At 42.3% G+C, this 15,952-nt stretch carries 14 protein-coding genes; 9 read left to right on the forward strand and 5 right to left on the reverse strand.

Annotated features, from left to right (window positions below; translation table 11 throughout):
• Positions 1–48: 48 nt before the first annotated feature.
• Together ACIQ6T_RS02265 and ACIQ6T_RS02270 are read left to right on the forward strand one after the other, a co-directional pair.
• Entirely contained in the window at positions 49–696 is a 648-nt protein-coding gene (locus tag ACIQ6T_RS02265; RefSeq protein ID WP_395783796.1) for a DUF1801 domain-containing protein, read from the forward strand.
• Between the two features lie 59 nt (positions 697–755).
• Entirely contained in the window at positions 756–1,250 is a 495-nt protein-coding gene (locus ACIQ6T_RS02270) for a 2TM domain-containing protein (protein ID WP_395783798.1), read from the forward strand.
• Positions 1,251–1,297: 47 nt separating this feature from the next.
• Here the strand turns inward: ACIQ6T_RS02270 and katG are convergent, their stop codons facing one another.
• Positions 1,298–3,442, reverse strand: a complete 2,145-nt coding sequence (gene katG / locus ACIQ6T_RS02275) for a catalase/peroxidase HPI (RefSeq protein WP_395783857.1) — start codon at positions 3,440–3,442, stop codon at positions 1,298–1,300.
• A 297-nt stretch (positions 3,443–3,739) separates the two neighbouring features.
• Here katG and ACIQ6T_RS02280 point away from each other — a divergent pair, with 297 nt between their 5' ends.
• The 7 genes from ACIQ6T_RS02280 to ACIQ6T_RS02310 all read left to right on the forward strand — a co-directional run bounded on the left by ACIQ6T_RS02280 (position 3,740) and on the right by ACIQ6T_RS02310 (position 10,260).
• Positions 3,740–4,636 (forward strand): LysR family transcriptional regulator, encoded by an 897-nt coding sequence (locus ACIQ6T_RS02280; protein ID WP_395783800.1) that lies wholly within the window; start codon positions 3,740–3,742, stop codon positions 4,634–4,636.
• A gap of 54 nt (positions 4,637–4,690) precedes the next feature.
• A complete protein-coding gene (locus ACIQ6T_RS02285; RefSeq protein ID WP_395783802.1) occupies positions 4,691–5,314 on the forward strand; it encodes a hypothetical protein in 624 nt (207 codons plus the stop codon).
• Positions 5,307–5,609, forward strand: a complete 303-nt coding sequence (locus ACIQ6T_RS02290; protein WP_395767574.1) for a winged helix-turn-helix domain-containing protein — start codon at positions 5,307–5,309, stop codon at positions 5,607–5,609. The genes ACIQ6T_RS02285 and ACIQ6T_RS02290 overlap by 8 nt, the downstream gene beginning before the upstream one ends.
• Position 5,610: 1 nt before the next feature.
• Positions 5,611–6,855 (forward strand): hypothetical protein, encoded by a 1,245-nt coding sequence (locus ACIQ6T_RS02295; RefSeq protein WP_395783804.1) that lies wholly within the window; start codon positions 5,611–5,613, stop codon positions 6,853–6,855.
• A 192-nt stretch (positions 6,856–7,047) separates the two neighbouring features.
• Positions 7,048–7,962, forward strand: coding sequence for a transporter (locus ACIQ6T_RS02300; RefSeq protein ID WP_395783806.1), 915 nt, complete (start codon positions 7,048–7,050; stop codon positions 7,960–7,962).
• A 27-nt stretch (positions 7,963–7,989) separates the two neighbouring features.
• A complete protein-coding gene (locus ACIQ6T_RS02305; RefSeq protein WP_395783808.1) occupies positions 7,990–9,390 on the forward strand; it encodes a Gfo/Idh/MocA family protein in 1,401 nt (466 codons plus the stop codon).
• 273 nt (positions 9,391–9,663) lie between these two features.
• Positions 9,664–10,260 (forward strand): sterol desaturase family protein, encoded by a 597-nt coding sequence (locus tag ACIQ6T_RS02310; protein WP_395783809.1) that lies wholly within the window; start codon positions 9,664–9,666, stop codon positions 10,258–10,260.
• Here ACIQ6T_RS02310 and ACIQ6T_RS02315 read toward each other — a convergent pair.
• The 4 genes from ACIQ6T_RS02315 to ACIQ6T_RS02330 all read right to left on the reverse strand — a co-directional run bounded on the left by ACIQ6T_RS02315 (position 10,257) and on the right by ACIQ6T_RS02330 (position 15,934).
• Complete coding sequence (locus ACIQ6T_RS02315; RefSeq protein ID WP_395783811.1) at positions 10,257–11,645, reverse strand: TolC family protein; 1,389 nt, start codon at positions 11,643–11,645, stop codon at positions 10,257–10,259. The two genes, ACIQ6T_RS02310 and ACIQ6T_RS02315, sit on opposite strands and share 4 nt — an antisense overlap.
• A complete protein-coding gene (locus ACIQ6T_RS02320) occupies positions 11,635–12,948 on the reverse strand; it encodes an HlyD family secretion protein (protein ID WP_395783813.1) in 1,314 nt (437 codons plus the stop codon). Before ACIQ6T_RS02320 ends, ACIQ6T_RS02315 begins: the two co-directional genes overlap by 11 nt.
• Entirely contained in the window at positions 12,935–14,578 is a 1,644-nt protein-coding gene (locus ACIQ6T_RS02325) for an ATP-binding cassette domain-containing protein (protein ID WP_395783815.1), read from the reverse strand. Before ACIQ6T_RS02325 ends, ACIQ6T_RS02320 begins: the two co-directional genes overlap by 14 nt.
• Positions 14,579–14,725: 147 nt before the next feature.
• Positions 14,726–15,934, reverse strand: coding sequence for a multidrug effflux MFS transporter (locus ACIQ6T_RS02330; RefSeq protein WP_395783817.1), 1,209 nt, complete (start codon positions 15,932–15,934; stop codon positions 14,726–14,728).
• Positions 15,935–15,952: the final 18 nt, after the last annotated feature.

The following is a 15,952-nucleotide window of genomic DNA, read 5'->3' on the forward strand; positions in this document are numbered from 1 at the left end:
TTTTCTTTCTTTGTAGGATAAAGCATATCTGTAGCCAATTCTAACCATATGAAAGACCCGAATGTAGACGAATTCATCCTAAGTGCCGACCATTGGTCTGCAGAAATGGCTTGTTTGCGCCGCATTTTGCTCGACTGTTTGCTGATAGAAACCTTTAAGTGGCGGACACCGGTGTATATGGTAGGTACGAAAAATATCATTGCCATTGGAAGTTTAAAGGGACATTGTGCCTTGAGCTTTTTCAACGGCGCGCTACTTCAAGACGAGGACAATCTGTTAATAAAGCCTGGCGAGCACACGCAGTCAGGTCGCTGGATGAAGTTTAGTTCGGTGGAGGAGATTTTGGCCAAAGAAGACTTCATCAAAGCCTATGTCTACGAATCCATCGAGGTAGAGAAACTGGGATTGAAAATGGAAAAGCCGCAAGAAATCCCTTATCCAGAAGAATTAACAGCTATTTTTGAAAAAAATCCTGCTGTAAAAATGGCTTTTGAAAAACTCACCCCCGGTAGACAGCGCGCTTATCTCATGCATTTTTCTGACGGAAAGCAGTCGGCGACACGCACCGCACGTATCGAGAAAAATGAAAAATATATCTTGAGAGGTATTGGTATCACAGATTGCGTTTGTGGTTTAACAAAGCGCAAGCCGAGTTGCGATGGTTCGCATAAAGCCATCGAAAATTTTAAGCGATGACGCAAAGAAGTCATATAAAAGGCGTTTGTTAATACCATTTTAAACCTCAATTTTGGCCCATGAATTTTGGAGAACAACTCAAGGAAATCCGCACATCGAAGGGCCTTACGCAAAACGAATTATCGGAAAAGTCAGGCATCGCCCTACGCACCGTGCAACGCATGGAACGTAACGAGGGTAAGCCTAGCTTGTATTCGATGAACTCGATTGGCGAAGTGCTCGGTGTGAATTTGACCTTATTGTATGCTCCAGATGATGAAACCGAAAATCGAAACATTATGGAAAGTACAGATCAACAATTATGGCAGCTTGCCCGTATGCGTGCCAAATTCAAGCGGAGTCTAGGCTCTTATTCACTTGTTATTCCTTTTCTATGGGTTATCTGGTATTTGACAATGCCAGTTGAAGCCAAAAAGCATCATATTCCATGGCCTATTTGGCCGATGCTAGGCTGGGGATTAGGGTTGACGATACAATACTTGAAGGCCTACCATATCTTCGGTGAATCATCCTTAGAGCAAAGCGAATACGACAAGTTGAAGGCGAAGCAATAAAAAAGGCCGACTCAATGAGTCGGCCTTTCTTCAAACTTCAAAACAATCTATTTAAAACTTACATCAAAGCGGTCAAGGTTCATCACCTTCGTCCAAGCAGCTACGAAATCCTTCACAAATTTAGTTTGTGAATCCTTCGTTGCATAGACTTCAGCAAGAGCGCGTAGCTCTGAATTCGAACCAAAAATCAAGTCGGCACGCGTTGCAGTCGCAACCACAGCTCCTTTTTCATTTTTACCTACGTATTCTTCTTTTGCTTCGTCTACTGGCTTCCAGGTAGTTCCCATCTCCAACAAGTTCACAAAGAAGTCGTTCGTTAACGCGTCCTTCTTCGTCGTAAATACGCCGTGTTTCGAACCGTTGTAATTCGTGTTCAACACACGCATACCACCTGTTAACACCGTCATTTCTGGCGCAGTCAAAGTTAATAATTGTGCTTTGTCTACGAAGATTTCTTCTGTCGAAAGCGTGTAACGTGTTTTCGTGTAGTTACGGAAACCATCACCCATCGGCTCTAATAAGCTAACGGATGCCACATCTGTTTGCTCTTGTGAAGCATCCATACGACCTGGTGTAAACGGAACGGTTGTTTTCACACCTGCATTCGCTGCTGCTTTTTCTACCGCTGCAGAACCACCTAAGACGATTAAATCAGCAACTGATACTTTTTTCTTACCTGATTTAGCATTGAAATCTTGTTGGATTTTTTCCAAAACCGCTAACACTTTTTCCAATTGCTTCGGGTTGTTAACTTCCCAGCTGCGTTGTGGTTGAAGACGAATACGCGCTCCGTTTGCACCACCGCGGCGATCTGAATGACGGTACGTTGAAGCTGAAGCCCAAGCTGTCGAAACTAATTCGCTGATCGATAAACCAGAGTTTAAAATGGTCGTTTTCAAAGCCGCTACGTCTTGCGCGTTCACTACCTCGTGATTCAACGCAGGAATTGGATCTTGCCAAAGCAATTGCTCCTTCGGAACTTCTGGTCCTAAATACGTTGAGCTAGGACCCATGTCGCGGTGCGTTAATTTGAACCAAGCTTTCGCAAAAGCCTTCGCATACAATTCCGGATTCTCTAAGAAACTACGTGAGATTTTCTCGTAAACTGGATCAGCGCGTAAAGCGATATCCGAAGTTAACATCGTAGGCTTGTGGAATACGTTTTTATCAAACGCATCTGGGATGATGTTTGGACTATCTTTCGCAATCCACTGGTTAGCACCGGCTGGGCTTTTCTCTAATGTCCACTCGTTATTAAATAGCAAGTGTAGGTATCCGATACCCCATTGTGTAGGCGTCGACGTCCAAGTAACTTCTAAACCAGACGTGATCGCATCTTTTCCCTTACCTGATTTGTACGTGCTTTTCCAACCCATTCCTTGCTCTTCGATTCCTGCTGCTTCTGGATCTGGACCTACGTTCGTCGCTGGACCTGCACCGTGTGTTTTACCAAAGGTGTGACCACCGGCGATTAAAGCCACTGTTTCTTCGTCGTTCATCGCCATGCGGCCAAACGTCTCACGGATATCTTTCGCCGAACCAATAGGATCTGGTACGCCATTCGGCCCTTCTGGATTCACATAGATTAAGCCCATTTGAACCGCAGCTAATGGATTCTCTAATTTACGGTCACCTGAGTAACGGTTTTTATCGTCTAACCATTTTTTCTCTGATCCCCAATACACGTTTTCTTCTGGTTCCCAAACGTCCGTGCGGCCACCGGCAAAACCAAAAGTCTTAAAGCCCATTTGCTCAAGTGATACGTTCCCTGTAAGGACCATTAAGTCAGCCCAAGAAATTTTATCGCCATACTTTTGCTTGATCGGCCATAACAAACGACGCGCCTTGTCAAGGTTTGTATTATCTGGCCACGAGTTCAAAGGAGAAAAACGCTGTTGGCCTGCTCTTGCGCCACCACGTCCATCACCTGAACGGTAGGTACCTGCGCTATGCCATGCCATACGGATGAAAAGTGGACCATAATTGCCAAAGTCAGCTGGCCACCAATCTTGTGATTTCGTTAATACGGCTGCGATGTCTTTTTTCAACGCGAAATAATCAAGGCTCTTAAATGCTTTGATGTAGTTGAAGTCAGGTCCCATCGGGTTTGACTTCTCGGAGTTTTGACGTAGCATGCCTACGTTCAATTGGCTTGGCCACCAATCTTTGTTGGTAGGTCCTGACGCTTTCATACCCGTGTGCGGGTTGATGCCTGCGTGTGGATTTACGCCTCCTGCGGCGTGTGGGTTGGCGCCATGTGGATTTGCTGCGTGTGGATTTACACCTGCCGCTGCATGTGGATTAGCCGCTGCTGCTGCTGCTGGCTTAGCTGAATAATCCTGTGCTTGAGCAGTAAATGAAGCTGCAATCGCACTGATTAATAGTAGTTTTTTCATGATTTTTAATTTTTAGTGGTGCCAATTTAGTGGCAAAATATTTATAGAGAAAACTGAAATTTTCTATATTTGACATAGATAAAATCTATATCGGTGAATATACAGCAATTAGAGTACATATTGGCAGTTGACCAATTTAAAAGCTTCTCCAAAGCAGCTGATTATTGTCATGTTACCCAGGCAACGTTAAGTGCCATGGTAAAAAAGCTTGAGGAGCAGCTGGATATCGTGATTTTTGACCGCAAAGCAAATCCGATTGCCACGACGGAAAATGGGCGGGAGGTTTTGGTGCAAGCCCAACAAGTTGTCGCACACGCCAATGCACTGCTTTCGTCTTCCAAGGCAATTAATCAGAAAATTGAGGGGAAGGTGAAATTGGGGATTATACCCACGATTGCAAGTTCGGTTTTGCCTTTGATCATGAAACCATTAGTGGAAAAGTATCCGCTTCTCCATTTGGAAATTCATGAGGTAACCACGAATCAGATGATCAAAGATTTGCGCGAGGGGAAGTTGGATGTAGGCATTTTGAGTACGCCTATTGCATCCACCGACTTAGAGACACAACGACTGTATGTTGAGGACTTGCGCCTTTATGGATATCTGACTACCGGGGAAAAGCAGCTAAGTAAAACCGATCTGAGTCAGCAGCGGATCTTTTTACTACAAGAGGGCCATTGTCTGCGTGATCAAATCATTCAATTGTGTGACTTGAAGAAGCATAAATCGTTGCCTGCTAACCTATCTGTAGAATCTAATACATTTGATACGTTGCTGAATTTAGTGGATACATTTCAGGGTGTGACCTTGTTGCCATCTTTGTATGTGCGGCAGTTGAGTGAGGGTAGGAAGAGACAACTTTTGGAAATCAGCGATGGCACACTTCGGAGAGAGGTGAGTATTTGTTATTATCGACCTTATGCCAAATGGAATATAATCCGACGGTTACAAGCTGAAATCACAGAGCTTGTCCAGGTTCATTTGAAATAAAATTTTCATTTTCGGATTTTCATTTTAACTTTGCAATACAAAGTACTTTTTAATATGGAAAATCACGAAGAACAGTTGGCCGCCATCCAAGAGATGCGGGATATGATGGATCAAGCTTCTCGATTCAAATCGATTAGTGGTTTATCGGGAATTTTGGCAGGAATCCTATCGATGGTATGTGTCTGTTTTGCTTATCTGATGACGGGCATTTCGCCATTTGAGTCAGAGGCGTTGGAACGGATGTGGCATTCATCACATCAGACTCTTCTCATCATCCTTATCAGTTCCTTGTTTATAATTTGTGTGGGGATTGGGCTGTTTATGGCAATGCGCAATGCACGCGAATCAGGCAAGCGGGCGTGGGACAATGCGGCCAAACGCCTCACCTATAGCCTAGCCATTCCGGTACTTACGGGAGGAATTTTTGCTATTCTATTAGTGCAAGTCGGATTAGTTTCACTTGCGGCCCCTGTTTCACTTCTATTTTATGGACTAGGGTTATTAAGTGCGAGTAAATATACCTTGGACGCCGTACGGTCAGTTGGCCTATTCTTTATCATTTTAGGTCTTTTGGCAACGGCATTTTTAGCGTATGGCATATTGATTTGGGCGCTCGGATTTGGTCTGGTTCATATTTTTTACGGTTTCATCATTTATACCCGATACGAACGTGTCTAATTTATTTCAAGATCTGAATAAGGCTTTTGAAAGTCGGGTCCGACTGGGGATGATGTCCTTGCTGGTGGTTCAGGACGAATTGGATTTTGCGCGTTTGAAGGAATCGCTTCAATTAAGCGACGGCAACTTAGCGAGTCACATGCAGGCTTTAGAAAAACTGGGTTATGTAGAGGTGCGTAAGCAGTTTATTGGCCGTAAGCCCAATACACAATATGCCGCCACGGAATTAGGTAAGCAGGCCTTTGCGCAGCACCTCCTTAGTTTGGAGAAATTCATCAAACAAATGCAATCATAGTATGGAAAATCGCATTAAAGAAAATTTACATAAGCCTGAGGTATTAGAAAATTTATACCGGGCTAACCCAGCTGTTTTTACAGTTGCATTTCAACAAATCTATCCTGATGTACAGTCGGATATTGCTGCGCAATTTTGGTATGAGCGCTTGCGCGGGGTTCAATCAGAAATTACCTGGGGGAATTTGAGAGATTGGGTTTTTGTAGGTATTGTTGCGTTGATTGTTGCATTTTTCATGCAAATGCCAGATCTGTTCTCCATCTCGCATGATTTCTATTATCCGCGAAACATAGCATTTATTGTGTTGCCTGGTATGGCTGGTTTTTTTGTTTTTAAGCAGGGACTGCCTTTCCAGCGTCTTTTATGGCCAGTGGTACTGTTACTTTTTTCCGTTGTTTTTGTGAATTTGCTTCCGGATAATTTGTCGAGCAATACCTTTATTTTGACTTGCTTGCATGTCCCTTTGTTGATGTGGTTTTTAGTCGGTTATATTTTCAGTGGAGCTCAAAGGACAGAAGTTAAAAAGCGCGTCAATTTTCTGCGTTTTCATGGGGACTTGCTTGTCATGAGTGCAGTAATCTTGTTGGCAGGTGGCCTTTTCACAGCCTTAACGATTAATCTTTTCAATTTGATTGACATTAAAATTGAGGATTTTTATTTCCGTTATTTGGTGCTTTCTGTGTTACCTTCTGTGCCTTTGCTTGCGACGCTGTTGGTGCACCAAAACCCCACACTCGTCAGTAAAATTTCACCTGTAATTGCCCGAATCTTTACACCACTGGTCACCGTGATGTTAATTTTGTTTTTGTGTGCATTCATTTATTCGGGGAAAGATCCGTACAACGATCGTGAGTTCTTGCTGATTTTTAATGGGATTTTGTTGGGGGTAATGGCTTTGTTGTTATTCTCAGTCAGTGAGTCAACAAAAGATTCTGCGCCGACATTTCAACGTTTTTCCTTGGTGGCTTTAGCCTGTCTGGCGATTGTCAACAATGGCATTGCGCTTTCAGCCATTGCCTTTCGATTGTATGAATTGGGTTTTACGCCTAACCGCGTGGCGGTTTTGGGAAGTAATGTATTGGTTTTGTTGAACCTTATTTTCGTCACACGTCAATTGCTCGGGTTGCTCAAAGGGCAAAAAAATCTCGATGACGTGGAGGCAGGCATGACCCGGTTTTTACCCTATTATGCAATCTGGGCAGCGGTCGTAAGTTTTGTATTTCCGTTTGTTTTTTCTTTCCAATAAACTGGTTTCGATTATCAGTTTTTCAAAATCAGTTACGCCGGCAAACCACTACCTTTGGCAAACCTTGGAGGATTGCCAAAGGTAAGGGGCCCAAAGGTAAGGGGCCCAGAGGTGGGGGAGAATGGTAAGGCGGAAAATCAGGATAGGAATCTTTTCCGATTCTATGTAAACTTACGTGAATCTAAACCTATCATGAAAAAAATCCTAGCCCTGGCGCTCCTCGCCAGCTCGCTTTCGGCACAGGTGCCCGCGGGCAAAAAAGTCATTAGTGCGTTGTACATTTACGACCTCGAGTCCGGTAAATCCGAGAAAATTTTAGAAGAAAAGCGACATTTTGAGGCACCTAACTGGTCTCATGATGGCAAATTTTTATTAATCAATGCATACGGTAAACTGGAAAAAATCAGCCCGAATGGGGAGAAATTAGGCGAACTGAATACGGGGACGGTGCAGAAGGCCAACAATGACCATGGCTATACCTTTGATGGTAAAACGCTTTTTATCTCCAGTGGAAAACCAGAAATCAAAGGGGGCTCTTCCTTTATTTATAAAGTAAGTGAAGCAGGTGGCGAGCCAGTTCAGTTAACCCCTTTGACACCGTCGTACTGGCATGGTGTTTCACCTGACGCTAAAACGATGGTCTATTGCGCAGAACGAAATGGTAATTTTGACGTATACGCCATGTCGACGAATGGCGGCGAAGAGATTCGTTTGACAAGCACGGAAGGGTTGGATGATGGACCCGAATATTCGCCTGATGGGAAATACATATATATTAATTCGTACCGTTCAGGCATGATGCAGATTTGGCGAATCAAACCCGATGGATCTGAGCCAGAACAAATGACTTTTGATAACTACTCCAATTGGTTTGCACACATCGCCCCGAATAATAAGGTAGCGACCATTATTACTTACATGGAAGACCAGGCGCAGTCACATCCGTTTGGCCGACAAATTAAATTGCGCTTATTAGATTTGAAAACGAAAAAAATTAGAGATTTGACGGAGGAATTTTATGGCGGACAGGGCACGATCAATGTTCCATCTTGGAGTCCTGATGGAAAAAAGTTCGCCTATGTGCGTTACGCATTAGAAGATTTGTAAATTAGCACTCGAAAAAATAACCTATTTATGAAAGATAACAGTTCCGCATCACGCAGACGATTCCTGCAGCAAATCGGTGCAACAAGTATGGTAGCCGCCGCGGCACCTTTACAATCATTCGCAGCACAGCAAAAAGCTGAAGAGCGAATTTTACGTTACGAAAAACCAATATCCATTGGTGATAAAATCCGCCTGGGCGTTATCGGTTTTGGCGTACAAGGCCATTTCGATTTAGCATCTGCCCTAAAAGTTCCAGGCGTAGAATTAGCCGGAATTTGTGATTTATACACGGGTCGTATCGAAAATGCCAAAGAACTTTACGGCAAAGATTTATATACCACCCGTAACTACAAAGAATTATTAGACCGCCCGGATATCGACGCGGTCATTATTGCGACGCATGACGTTTGGCATGCACGCATCACCATCGATGCCTTAGCTAAAGGAAAACATGTGTATATAGAGAAGCCGATGGTCTACAAAATCAGCGAAGGACAACGCGTCATCGATGCGCAAAAGAAATACAACAAGGTGTTACAAGTAGGCTCCCAACGCGTTAGCAGCTTAGGCTTAGCAAAAGCGAAGGAGATGTTGGCCAAAGGCGAAATCGGAAAGCTCAACATGGTTAACGCCGTATACGATCGCCAAAGCTCCATCGGCGCGTGGGAATATACCATTCCAAAAGACGCAGATGCATCTACCTGTGATTGGAATCGTTTCATCGAGGCAACTGCCAAAATGGAATTTGACGCGAAGAAATTTTTCTGGTGGCGTGCATTTAAGGAAGTAGGAACCGGTGTTGCAGGTGATTTATTCATCCACTTATTGAGCGGCACCCACTTTATGACTAACTCTAATGGTCCAGAAACCATTTTCTCTACGGGCCAATTTAGCTATTGGAAAGATGGGCGTAATTTACCAGATGTAATGTCGGGTGTTATGCAATATCCGGATACTCCTCAACACCCTGCCTTCCAATTGACCTTGCAGGTGAACTTTGTCAGCGGAACGGGTGGTCAAGAGGTGACTCGTTTGATCGGCTCAGAAGGAGTAATGAACGTGAAGGGAAATACGATATCTGTGACTCATAGCATCATGCCAGAGGCGCCAGGTTTTGGCGGATATGATTCGGTATTTACGTTCCCGAAAAGTATGCAGGAGGAGATGACGAAGGAATACAATGCCAAATGGTCGGAGTCTCAACGCAAGCGCCCGATCAAAGAAGATGTGATTTTTAAAGCGCCAGCGGGTTACGATGAACATGTGGATCACTTCACAAACTTCTTTGATGCGATTCGTACGGGTAAGCAAGTGGTGGAAGACGCGACCTTTGGATTTAGAGCGGCCGCGCCTGCTTTGGCTTGTAATGAAAGTTATTTCAGCAAGAAGATTATCCAGTGGGATCCAGTCAGTATGAAATTAAAATAACGGAAGGGCGCCTGTGAAGGCGCCCTTTTTTTATGAATTGTTTAAAACCTAATGCGGAACAATTGGATATTTCTAAAAAGGAAAAATTTCTTGTAATATTGCACGATGAATTTTTCCACCGATAAATTTCTTGAAATCCTTCGTAATGTAGGCAGTCGCTATTTTATTCTGGCAGGCATCATATTTATCCTATGTTATTTTTTCTTGCGAAATCGAATAGCAGCCAAAAAAATTCAGGTCTCTTTTCCTAAAAACACAGATTATCTCCGCGAAATGATATACTCGCTCTCGAGTATGATCATTTTTTCTTTGATTGTGACAGCGATCGTTTTCAATCCTGCCATAAGGCCTTATACCACGATTTACCGGGAAATTGCTGAATACGGATTGGCTTATTATCTACTCGCTTTCCCAATCATGTTTGTGATACATGACACCTACTTTTATTGGATTCATCGAATGATGCACCATCCCGTATTATTCAAATGGTTTCATTTGGTGCATCATAAATCTACTAATCCCTCTCCGTGGGCGGCGTATGCCTTTCACCCGTTGGAAGCGATTCTGGAAAATGGGATTATCATTTTGTTTTATTTCACCTTACCCATGCACGTTACACATGTGCCAATCTTTTTCCTTTTTTCCATTATCTACAATATTTATGGACACATGGGTTGGGAATTATATCCCAAAGGATTTAATACAACGCAGATCGGTCGGTGGGTAAATACAGCCGTGGCACACAATCAGCATCACAAATATTTTAAGGGGAATTACGGTTTATATACCTTGTTTTGGGACCGTGTGATGGGAACGATACGAACTGACTATGATGCGGCTTTTGATCAGGTCAAAAACCGAAAAATCTAGTTTTCATATAAGATACCCGCACTCGCCTGCATGGCAAAAGTGGTTTTTTGTAGGTAGGCTTTTAGGTCCACCAACTTTTCTGCGGCCTCGAGGGATTTCATTTCCCGACTATTGATTAAAAACAACGAAGACTCTCCATTATCAAATCGTAGTTCCTCAGCCTTTACAAGCGATTGAAAATTTTTGTAAGCAGATTCCTGTGTTCTAATTTGTTTTTGTAAGGCTTCGAATTCATTGAAGTAATTACGGATTTTGATCTCAACTTGAACCTGTTTTTGATTCAAATTAAGTTGCTCATTTTCGAGTTTTAACTTGGCCGCTTGATAGGAACCACGACCTTCGGAAAGCCGCAAGGGTAATTCAAATTTGACCCCGTATTTGTAATTATTTTCCAAGAAGGAAGCTCCATAAAGTGATGGGCCACCTCGTGACAAATGGTTATAGCTTAGGTCTAGTTTGGGTAATAAGCTTTGAAACTTTAATCTTTTCTCAATCCCCAACACATCTAATTTATTTCGGTAATTATTAAGTTCGGGATGATTTTGCATGGCCTTGTCAATGAGACTTTGCAGATTAAGGTCGGCATTTGCAAGTAAGCGAACTTCATCGTTTGGTGTTGGAATGACGTCTTCGGCTAGGTCAACTGGATTATTGTTCGCATTCCAAAGGTAAGCGGATAAGCCTATTCGGGCGTTTGCGACATCAAGCATTTTTCCGGTTAACATATTTTCGAATGTCTGTTTCTGCGTTAAGGCCTCCAACGTATCCAAAGCTGGCCGATCACCAAATTCTACACTCTTCTTAACAAACTCTAATCGATTGCTAGCATTTTGATAATTTGCCTTTACCAGTAGAAAAGCTTGGTAGTTTCTCACCCAAGAGATGTAACTTTCCATGGCATCAAGTAACAATTTGTTCAGCTCACTACGCTGATCTTGAATCGCCATTTTTTGCATAATTTTAGCCTGCTGAAGTACGGCTCGTCGCTTATCCATGAGCAAATTTTTGGCTAAAGGAATTTGAATCCCGAGGTAACTCGTTTGGCCTACAGTCTGGCTAATATCAAGCCGCGAACCTCTGATATTTTCTATTCCTGCATTGAACTCGATACCGTACCAGGTAGGGATACTTAGGGATGGCGCGTGATATTCAATGTAATTTTTGCCATCCAACGTTTTTTGTGTGCTGTAATGTTCCAATATAGGGTCAAAAGCGCCACGCGCAATCGTCAGCGAGGCATTCGATTGTTTAATTTCAATCAAAGTTTGCTTGACAATGGGGTGGAAATTTTGAACAATTTGCCAATAATCCGTCGAGCTCAGCGTTTTTTGTTGGCCAAAACTGACGTTGAAAACCAGCAGAAAAAGCAAGACTTTATTTTTCATTCTTTTCCTTTTTTGCTGTTTTGCCACGGTAGTAATCGGCAGGGAATCCATTAATATTTCGCCACAATTCATACCAAACTGGTACGTCGTTTAGCAGGGCAATTCCTTGTGCGCCTGCACCAATTCGAAGCTGTCTAGGCCATCTTTTTCCTTGGGGGTCTTCCTCCACAATGACGCGAAACAGTCCTTGTTCATTGATGGTATTTTCTACCGCGCGTATTTTCCCTGGGAAGGTTCCAAAGCTTTGATTAGGCCAGCCGCCAGCAAATAAAATCACGGGATAACCATCGAAAATTAAACGGACTTCTTCCCCGCGTACGATGAGTGGTAAATCCACAGGGCGGACAAAAATTTCTACCGCAACATTATTAACATTTGGAACAATCGTCAAAAGGTCTTCTCCTTCTTTAATAATTTCACCAAGTCCGGATTTTGTTGCCTGTATAATCTGACCGGCTTGCGGTGCGATGATGAAATACATGCCATTTCGAATGGTATAATTGGTTACCATATTCTTTAGTTTGGCCACATCTCCTTTGTTGGTTTCCACCTGTCCTAAACTTTGAAACCTTTCGCTCTCTGCCTTATTGATTTTTTCGCGGTATTCTTGGTCAATACCCCCTAACTCAATTTGTGCGTTTGCTATATCTTGCAAGGTTTGATTTACCTTATTCTCGGCTGTTGTATTTTTTGCCAGGGCATTTTGCATGGCCACATTTCTCTGTTGGAATTGCGTCTGCGAAATCAAGCCTTCCCGGTACATTTTCTGGTTTCGTTCAAACTGATCTTTGGCTAACGCATAGTCGTTTTTAGCCGCCTCTAATTCGGCTCGCTCTCCCGTAATTTTTTGTTGGAGCTGCTTTATTTTGTTTCCTACCTGCTCTTGTTTCAGGGTCAATGAACGTTTCAGGTTTTTAATCTGTGCATCGGTGGCTAAAATCTTTTGTTCATAGTAGCTGAGGGATCCCACTTTGGCATTCAATTGGTCTTGTGTACGGGCAATCAAATTAGGGTCAAGGTACTCGCCTTTAATCTCCGTGATTTTGGCAAGCGTATCGCCAGCCCGAACAGTGTCCCCCTCTTTGACCCACCACCTAGAAATTTTCCCGGCGATTGGGCTATAAATTTTTTGAGGTTTTTGTTCTTGAAAAAGGCTTGTAATATTTCCTCTGCTACGAATGTTCTGAGTCCAAGGTAAAAAAATAAGCGCAAGACTAAGAAAAAGCAAGGTGTATAACCAAGGTTTAACTGCCGTGCCTTTCCCTTCTTGGTAGATGTGGTCAAACGAGTTAAACTTTTCCATGGTTCATGTTAATTTGTTGGTCTGTCAATTTATTAAAATCGGCATCATCTGAAACGACAATCACGGTCGTATCAGCAGGTAAATTCAAAAGGTATTTTTTAATAATCTCTTTATTGCTTGGGTCTAAACCTGCCCAAGGCTCTTCTAGTAGTAGTAGTTTTTTATTTCCGCAAAGTGCACGAAGTAGGAGTATTTTACGAATAATGGTTTGTGGCGTTTTCTTCCCGATTGGCTCCATTGGAGTGTTGAATCCCGAAGGAAAATGAGTTAACAAATCATCAAATCCAAGTTCATTTGCTTTTTGGAGGATCAATTCACTTGTGATTTCCTCTTGTCCTAAGCTAATATTTTCCCACAGACTCCCACCGAATATTTCCTGTCCGTGAAGTAAAATGCCTGTATATTTGCGCAGGCTTTGTAAGGAGTAATTTTGTATGGGGAAGTGATTGATTTGAAAGCTTCCTTGAAAGTCTTGGTAATTTCCAGTTAATATGCGGAGTAGCATGGATTTACCTGAACCTTCAGGGCCTGAAATGCTTATTTTTTGGCCTGGTGTAAATCGTAATGTAATTGAATCTAGTATTTTTTTACTTGAGTTAAATGAAAAAGTGAAGTCGGCCAACTGCACATCGAGTCCTTTATCGACGCCCAGTTCCATCGTTCCGGATTGCTCCAAGGGGCTTTCGGTTACGCTAGCAATTTTTTCTAGTCCGGTGATCACGTCGTATGCACTATCTAAACTAGTGATTAGTTTTTCGACAGCCCCAATCACGATTAAGATGACGATTTCAGCGGCAATAAACTCCCCAATGTTTAACTGTTGTTCGACCAATAAAAATGTCCCCAACGTTAACATGAGAAGTGTCAAACTTACTTTGAAAAAAATCAATGTTTTGTATTGAAATAATAGCACGTGAAAATGTTGCGTACGTGCGTTCAAATATCCTCGGGTATGAACGTTTGTTTTTTCCAAGTTCAGATGAGTTCCTTGACTAAATTTAAATGATTTTAACGTGCGGCCCATTTCGTTAAAAAAGCCAACTACCTCGTATTTGTAATTTGATTCTTCAATACTAGTTGAAATCCCTTTATTACTACTAAAATTAAAAATAAGAAGGAGAAGTGTAATTAGGAAAATACCCAATAAAATGAAGAGCGGGTGGTATAGGGAAAGAAGTAAAATTCCGAAAACGATTTGAACAGTGGCAATAGGTATATCGAGAAGTAACTTGGCAAATCCCTTTTGAATATTTACGGTATCGAAAAATCGGTTCACTTTTTCGGGTATGAAATAGTGGTCCATTTTCTTTAAGTCCAAGCGAGGTATCGTGTCAGCAAATGTGTAGGCATAACTTGTGAAGACGCGCTGCTGAATCGTCTCAATGATTTTCATCTGATTGATTTGTAAAATACCCACTAAAAATACACCCAAGACAACGAGGAAAATAAGCACATAAATGGAGCTGACCATCGTCGCACCCATCACTAAACCAATGATCGTTTGAACGCCCAAGGGTAAACTTAAATTGATTAGACCACTGAGCATGGAGAAGAGGTAAATAGAAACAACCTCTTTTTTATGCAATTTGACAAGTTGGGCAATTCGCTTTAACGGATTGGATGGTGCCATTTTTTAATTGTTGAATTACAAAATTAAAAATACTTTACGTGATAGTCGTAATATAAATGCTAATGAATCATAAATTTATTTTATGAGCATTATATGCTTTGGGGCCTTTGTGGGAGTTCAGTTTGAGGTGAGTGGCATCGTTGGTTTTCACGCATGTGTATTTGGTGTCAAAATGATTTTATTTCCTAGGCCAAAAAGGATAGTATTCGCTATAACTGCGCAGCTAAAAATGATGATTGACATGGTGAAAGGAGTTCCATCAAATAATAACCCAACGAGTACACTGCAAACCGCTCCCCAGGCCATTTGAATGGATCCTAGCATGGCAGATGCCGTTCCTGCACCTCGATGAAATGGACGTAAGGCAAGTGTTGCAACATTCGGGAAGTTGAATCCTTGGCATCCCATGATCAAAAACAATAGGAATATATTGAGCTCCATGGTCAACAAATCAAATTTTGCCAAAATCGACAATAAGAGTCCCAAGGCCAATTGCGTAGGCAATGTTACGCGTAACACCTGTAAACTTGTATACTTTTTAAGGACCACGCGGTTCAGTTGGCTCGCTGAAATAATCCCCGATGCCACAATCGCAAACAATAATCCAAACTTCGATTCACTGACTCCATAGTAGTTCAAAAATGTCAATGGTGCTCCTCCAACATATGTAAAAATACTTCCTGCGCCAATTGCGCCTGTAAAAGCGAAAATCAGGTATTCTTTTTCTTTAAAAAGTGCGCGATATGCTTTGGCAATGGTCGTTATTTTGAATGGCCCTTTTTTCTCGTGATTAATTTTCTCTGGAAGCCATGACTTGATTAAGAATATGATGACAAATAGGATTCCTGCTAAAACAAGAAAAATAGCTTTCCAGCTGGCTAATGTCAATAATAAACTTCCAAGTGAGGGAGCAAGAATGGGCGAAACCCCTAAAATTAAGATCATGAAAGACATGATTTTTGGTCGTTCTTTTTCCTCAAAGGTTTCCCGAATGACGGCGTTTGGCGCGACCATGCCCACGCTGCCACCTAAGGCTTGAAATAAGCGAAAGATGGTTAATGCCTCCACAGAGGGGGCAAATGCACAGGCAATGGAGCTTACTACGTAGATTGAAAGCCCGATGTATAAGACATTTTTTCGGCCAAAATGGTCTAGTAAAGGGCCACTAATTAATTGGCCCATGCAAATTCCAAAAAAGAAACTTGAAAGGGTGTAGCCCATTTCCTCTTGTGAACAGTTTAAGGCGTGTGCGATATTTTTGAAAGCAGGCAAATACATGTCGATGGACAGCGGCCCGATCGCTGAAAGTATGCCAAGTATTAAGATAATTTTCGTGCGGTTCGCAGAAGTAAGCATGTTGGGGGGTATTTTTGA

The organism is Aquirufa sp., from assembly GCF_044377215.1.
Taxonomy (GTDB): domain Bacteria; phylum Bacteroidota; class Bacteroidia; order Cytophagales; family Spirosomataceae; genus Aquirufa.

Excerpts from the sequence above, each read along its gene's own strand:
- ACIQ6T_RS02265 (WP_395783796.1), top strand. The coding sequence starts at position 49 with ATGAAAGACCCGAATGTAGACGAATTCATCCTAAGTGCCGACCATTGG.
- ACIQ6T_RS02270 (WP_395783798.1), top strand. The coding sequence starts at position 756 with ATGAATTTTGGAGAACAACTCAAGGAAATCCGCACATCGAAGGGCCTT.
- katG (WP_395783857.1), bottom strand. The coding sequence starts at position 3,442 with ATGAAAGCGTCAGGACCTACCAACAAAGATTGGTGGCCAAGCCAATTG.
- ACIQ6T_RS02285 (WP_395783802.1), top strand. The coding sequence starts at position 4,691 with ATGGAAAATCACGAAGAACAGTTGGCCGCCATCCAAGAGATGCGGGAT.
- ACIQ6T_RS02295 (WP_395783804.1), top strand. The coding sequence starts at position 5,611 with ATGGAAAATCGCATTAAAGAAAATTTACATAAGCCTGAGGTATTAGAA.
- ACIQ6T_RS02300 (WP_395783806.1), top strand. The coding sequence starts at position 7,048 with ATGAAAAAAATCCTAGCCCTGGCGCTCCTCGCCAGCTCGCTTTCGGCA.
- ACIQ6T_RS02305 (WP_395783808.1), top strand. The coding sequence starts at position 7,990 with ATGAAAGATAACAGTTCCGCATCACGCAGACGATTCCTGCAGCAAATC.
- ACIQ6T_RS02310 (WP_395783809.1), top strand. The coding sequence starts at position 9,664 with ATGATATACTCGCTCTCGAGTATGATCATTTTTTCTTTGATTGTGACA.
- ACIQ6T_RS02315 (WP_395783811.1), bottom strand. The coding sequence starts at position 11,645 with ATGAAAAATAAAGTCTTGCTTTTTCTGCTGGTTTTCAACGTCAGTTTT.
- ACIQ6T_RS02320 (WP_395783813.1), bottom strand. The coding sequence starts at position 12,948 with ATGGAAAAGTTTAACTCGTTTGACCACATCTACCAAGAAGGGAAAGGC.
- ACIQ6T_RS02325 (WP_395783815.1), bottom strand. The coding sequence starts at position 14,578 with ATGGCACCATCCAATCCGTTAAAGCGAATTGCCCAACTTGTCAAATTG.
- ACIQ6T_RS02330 (WP_395783817.1), bottom strand. The coding sequence starts at position 15,934 with ATGCTTACTTCTGCGAACCGCACGAAAATTATCTTAATACTTGGCATA.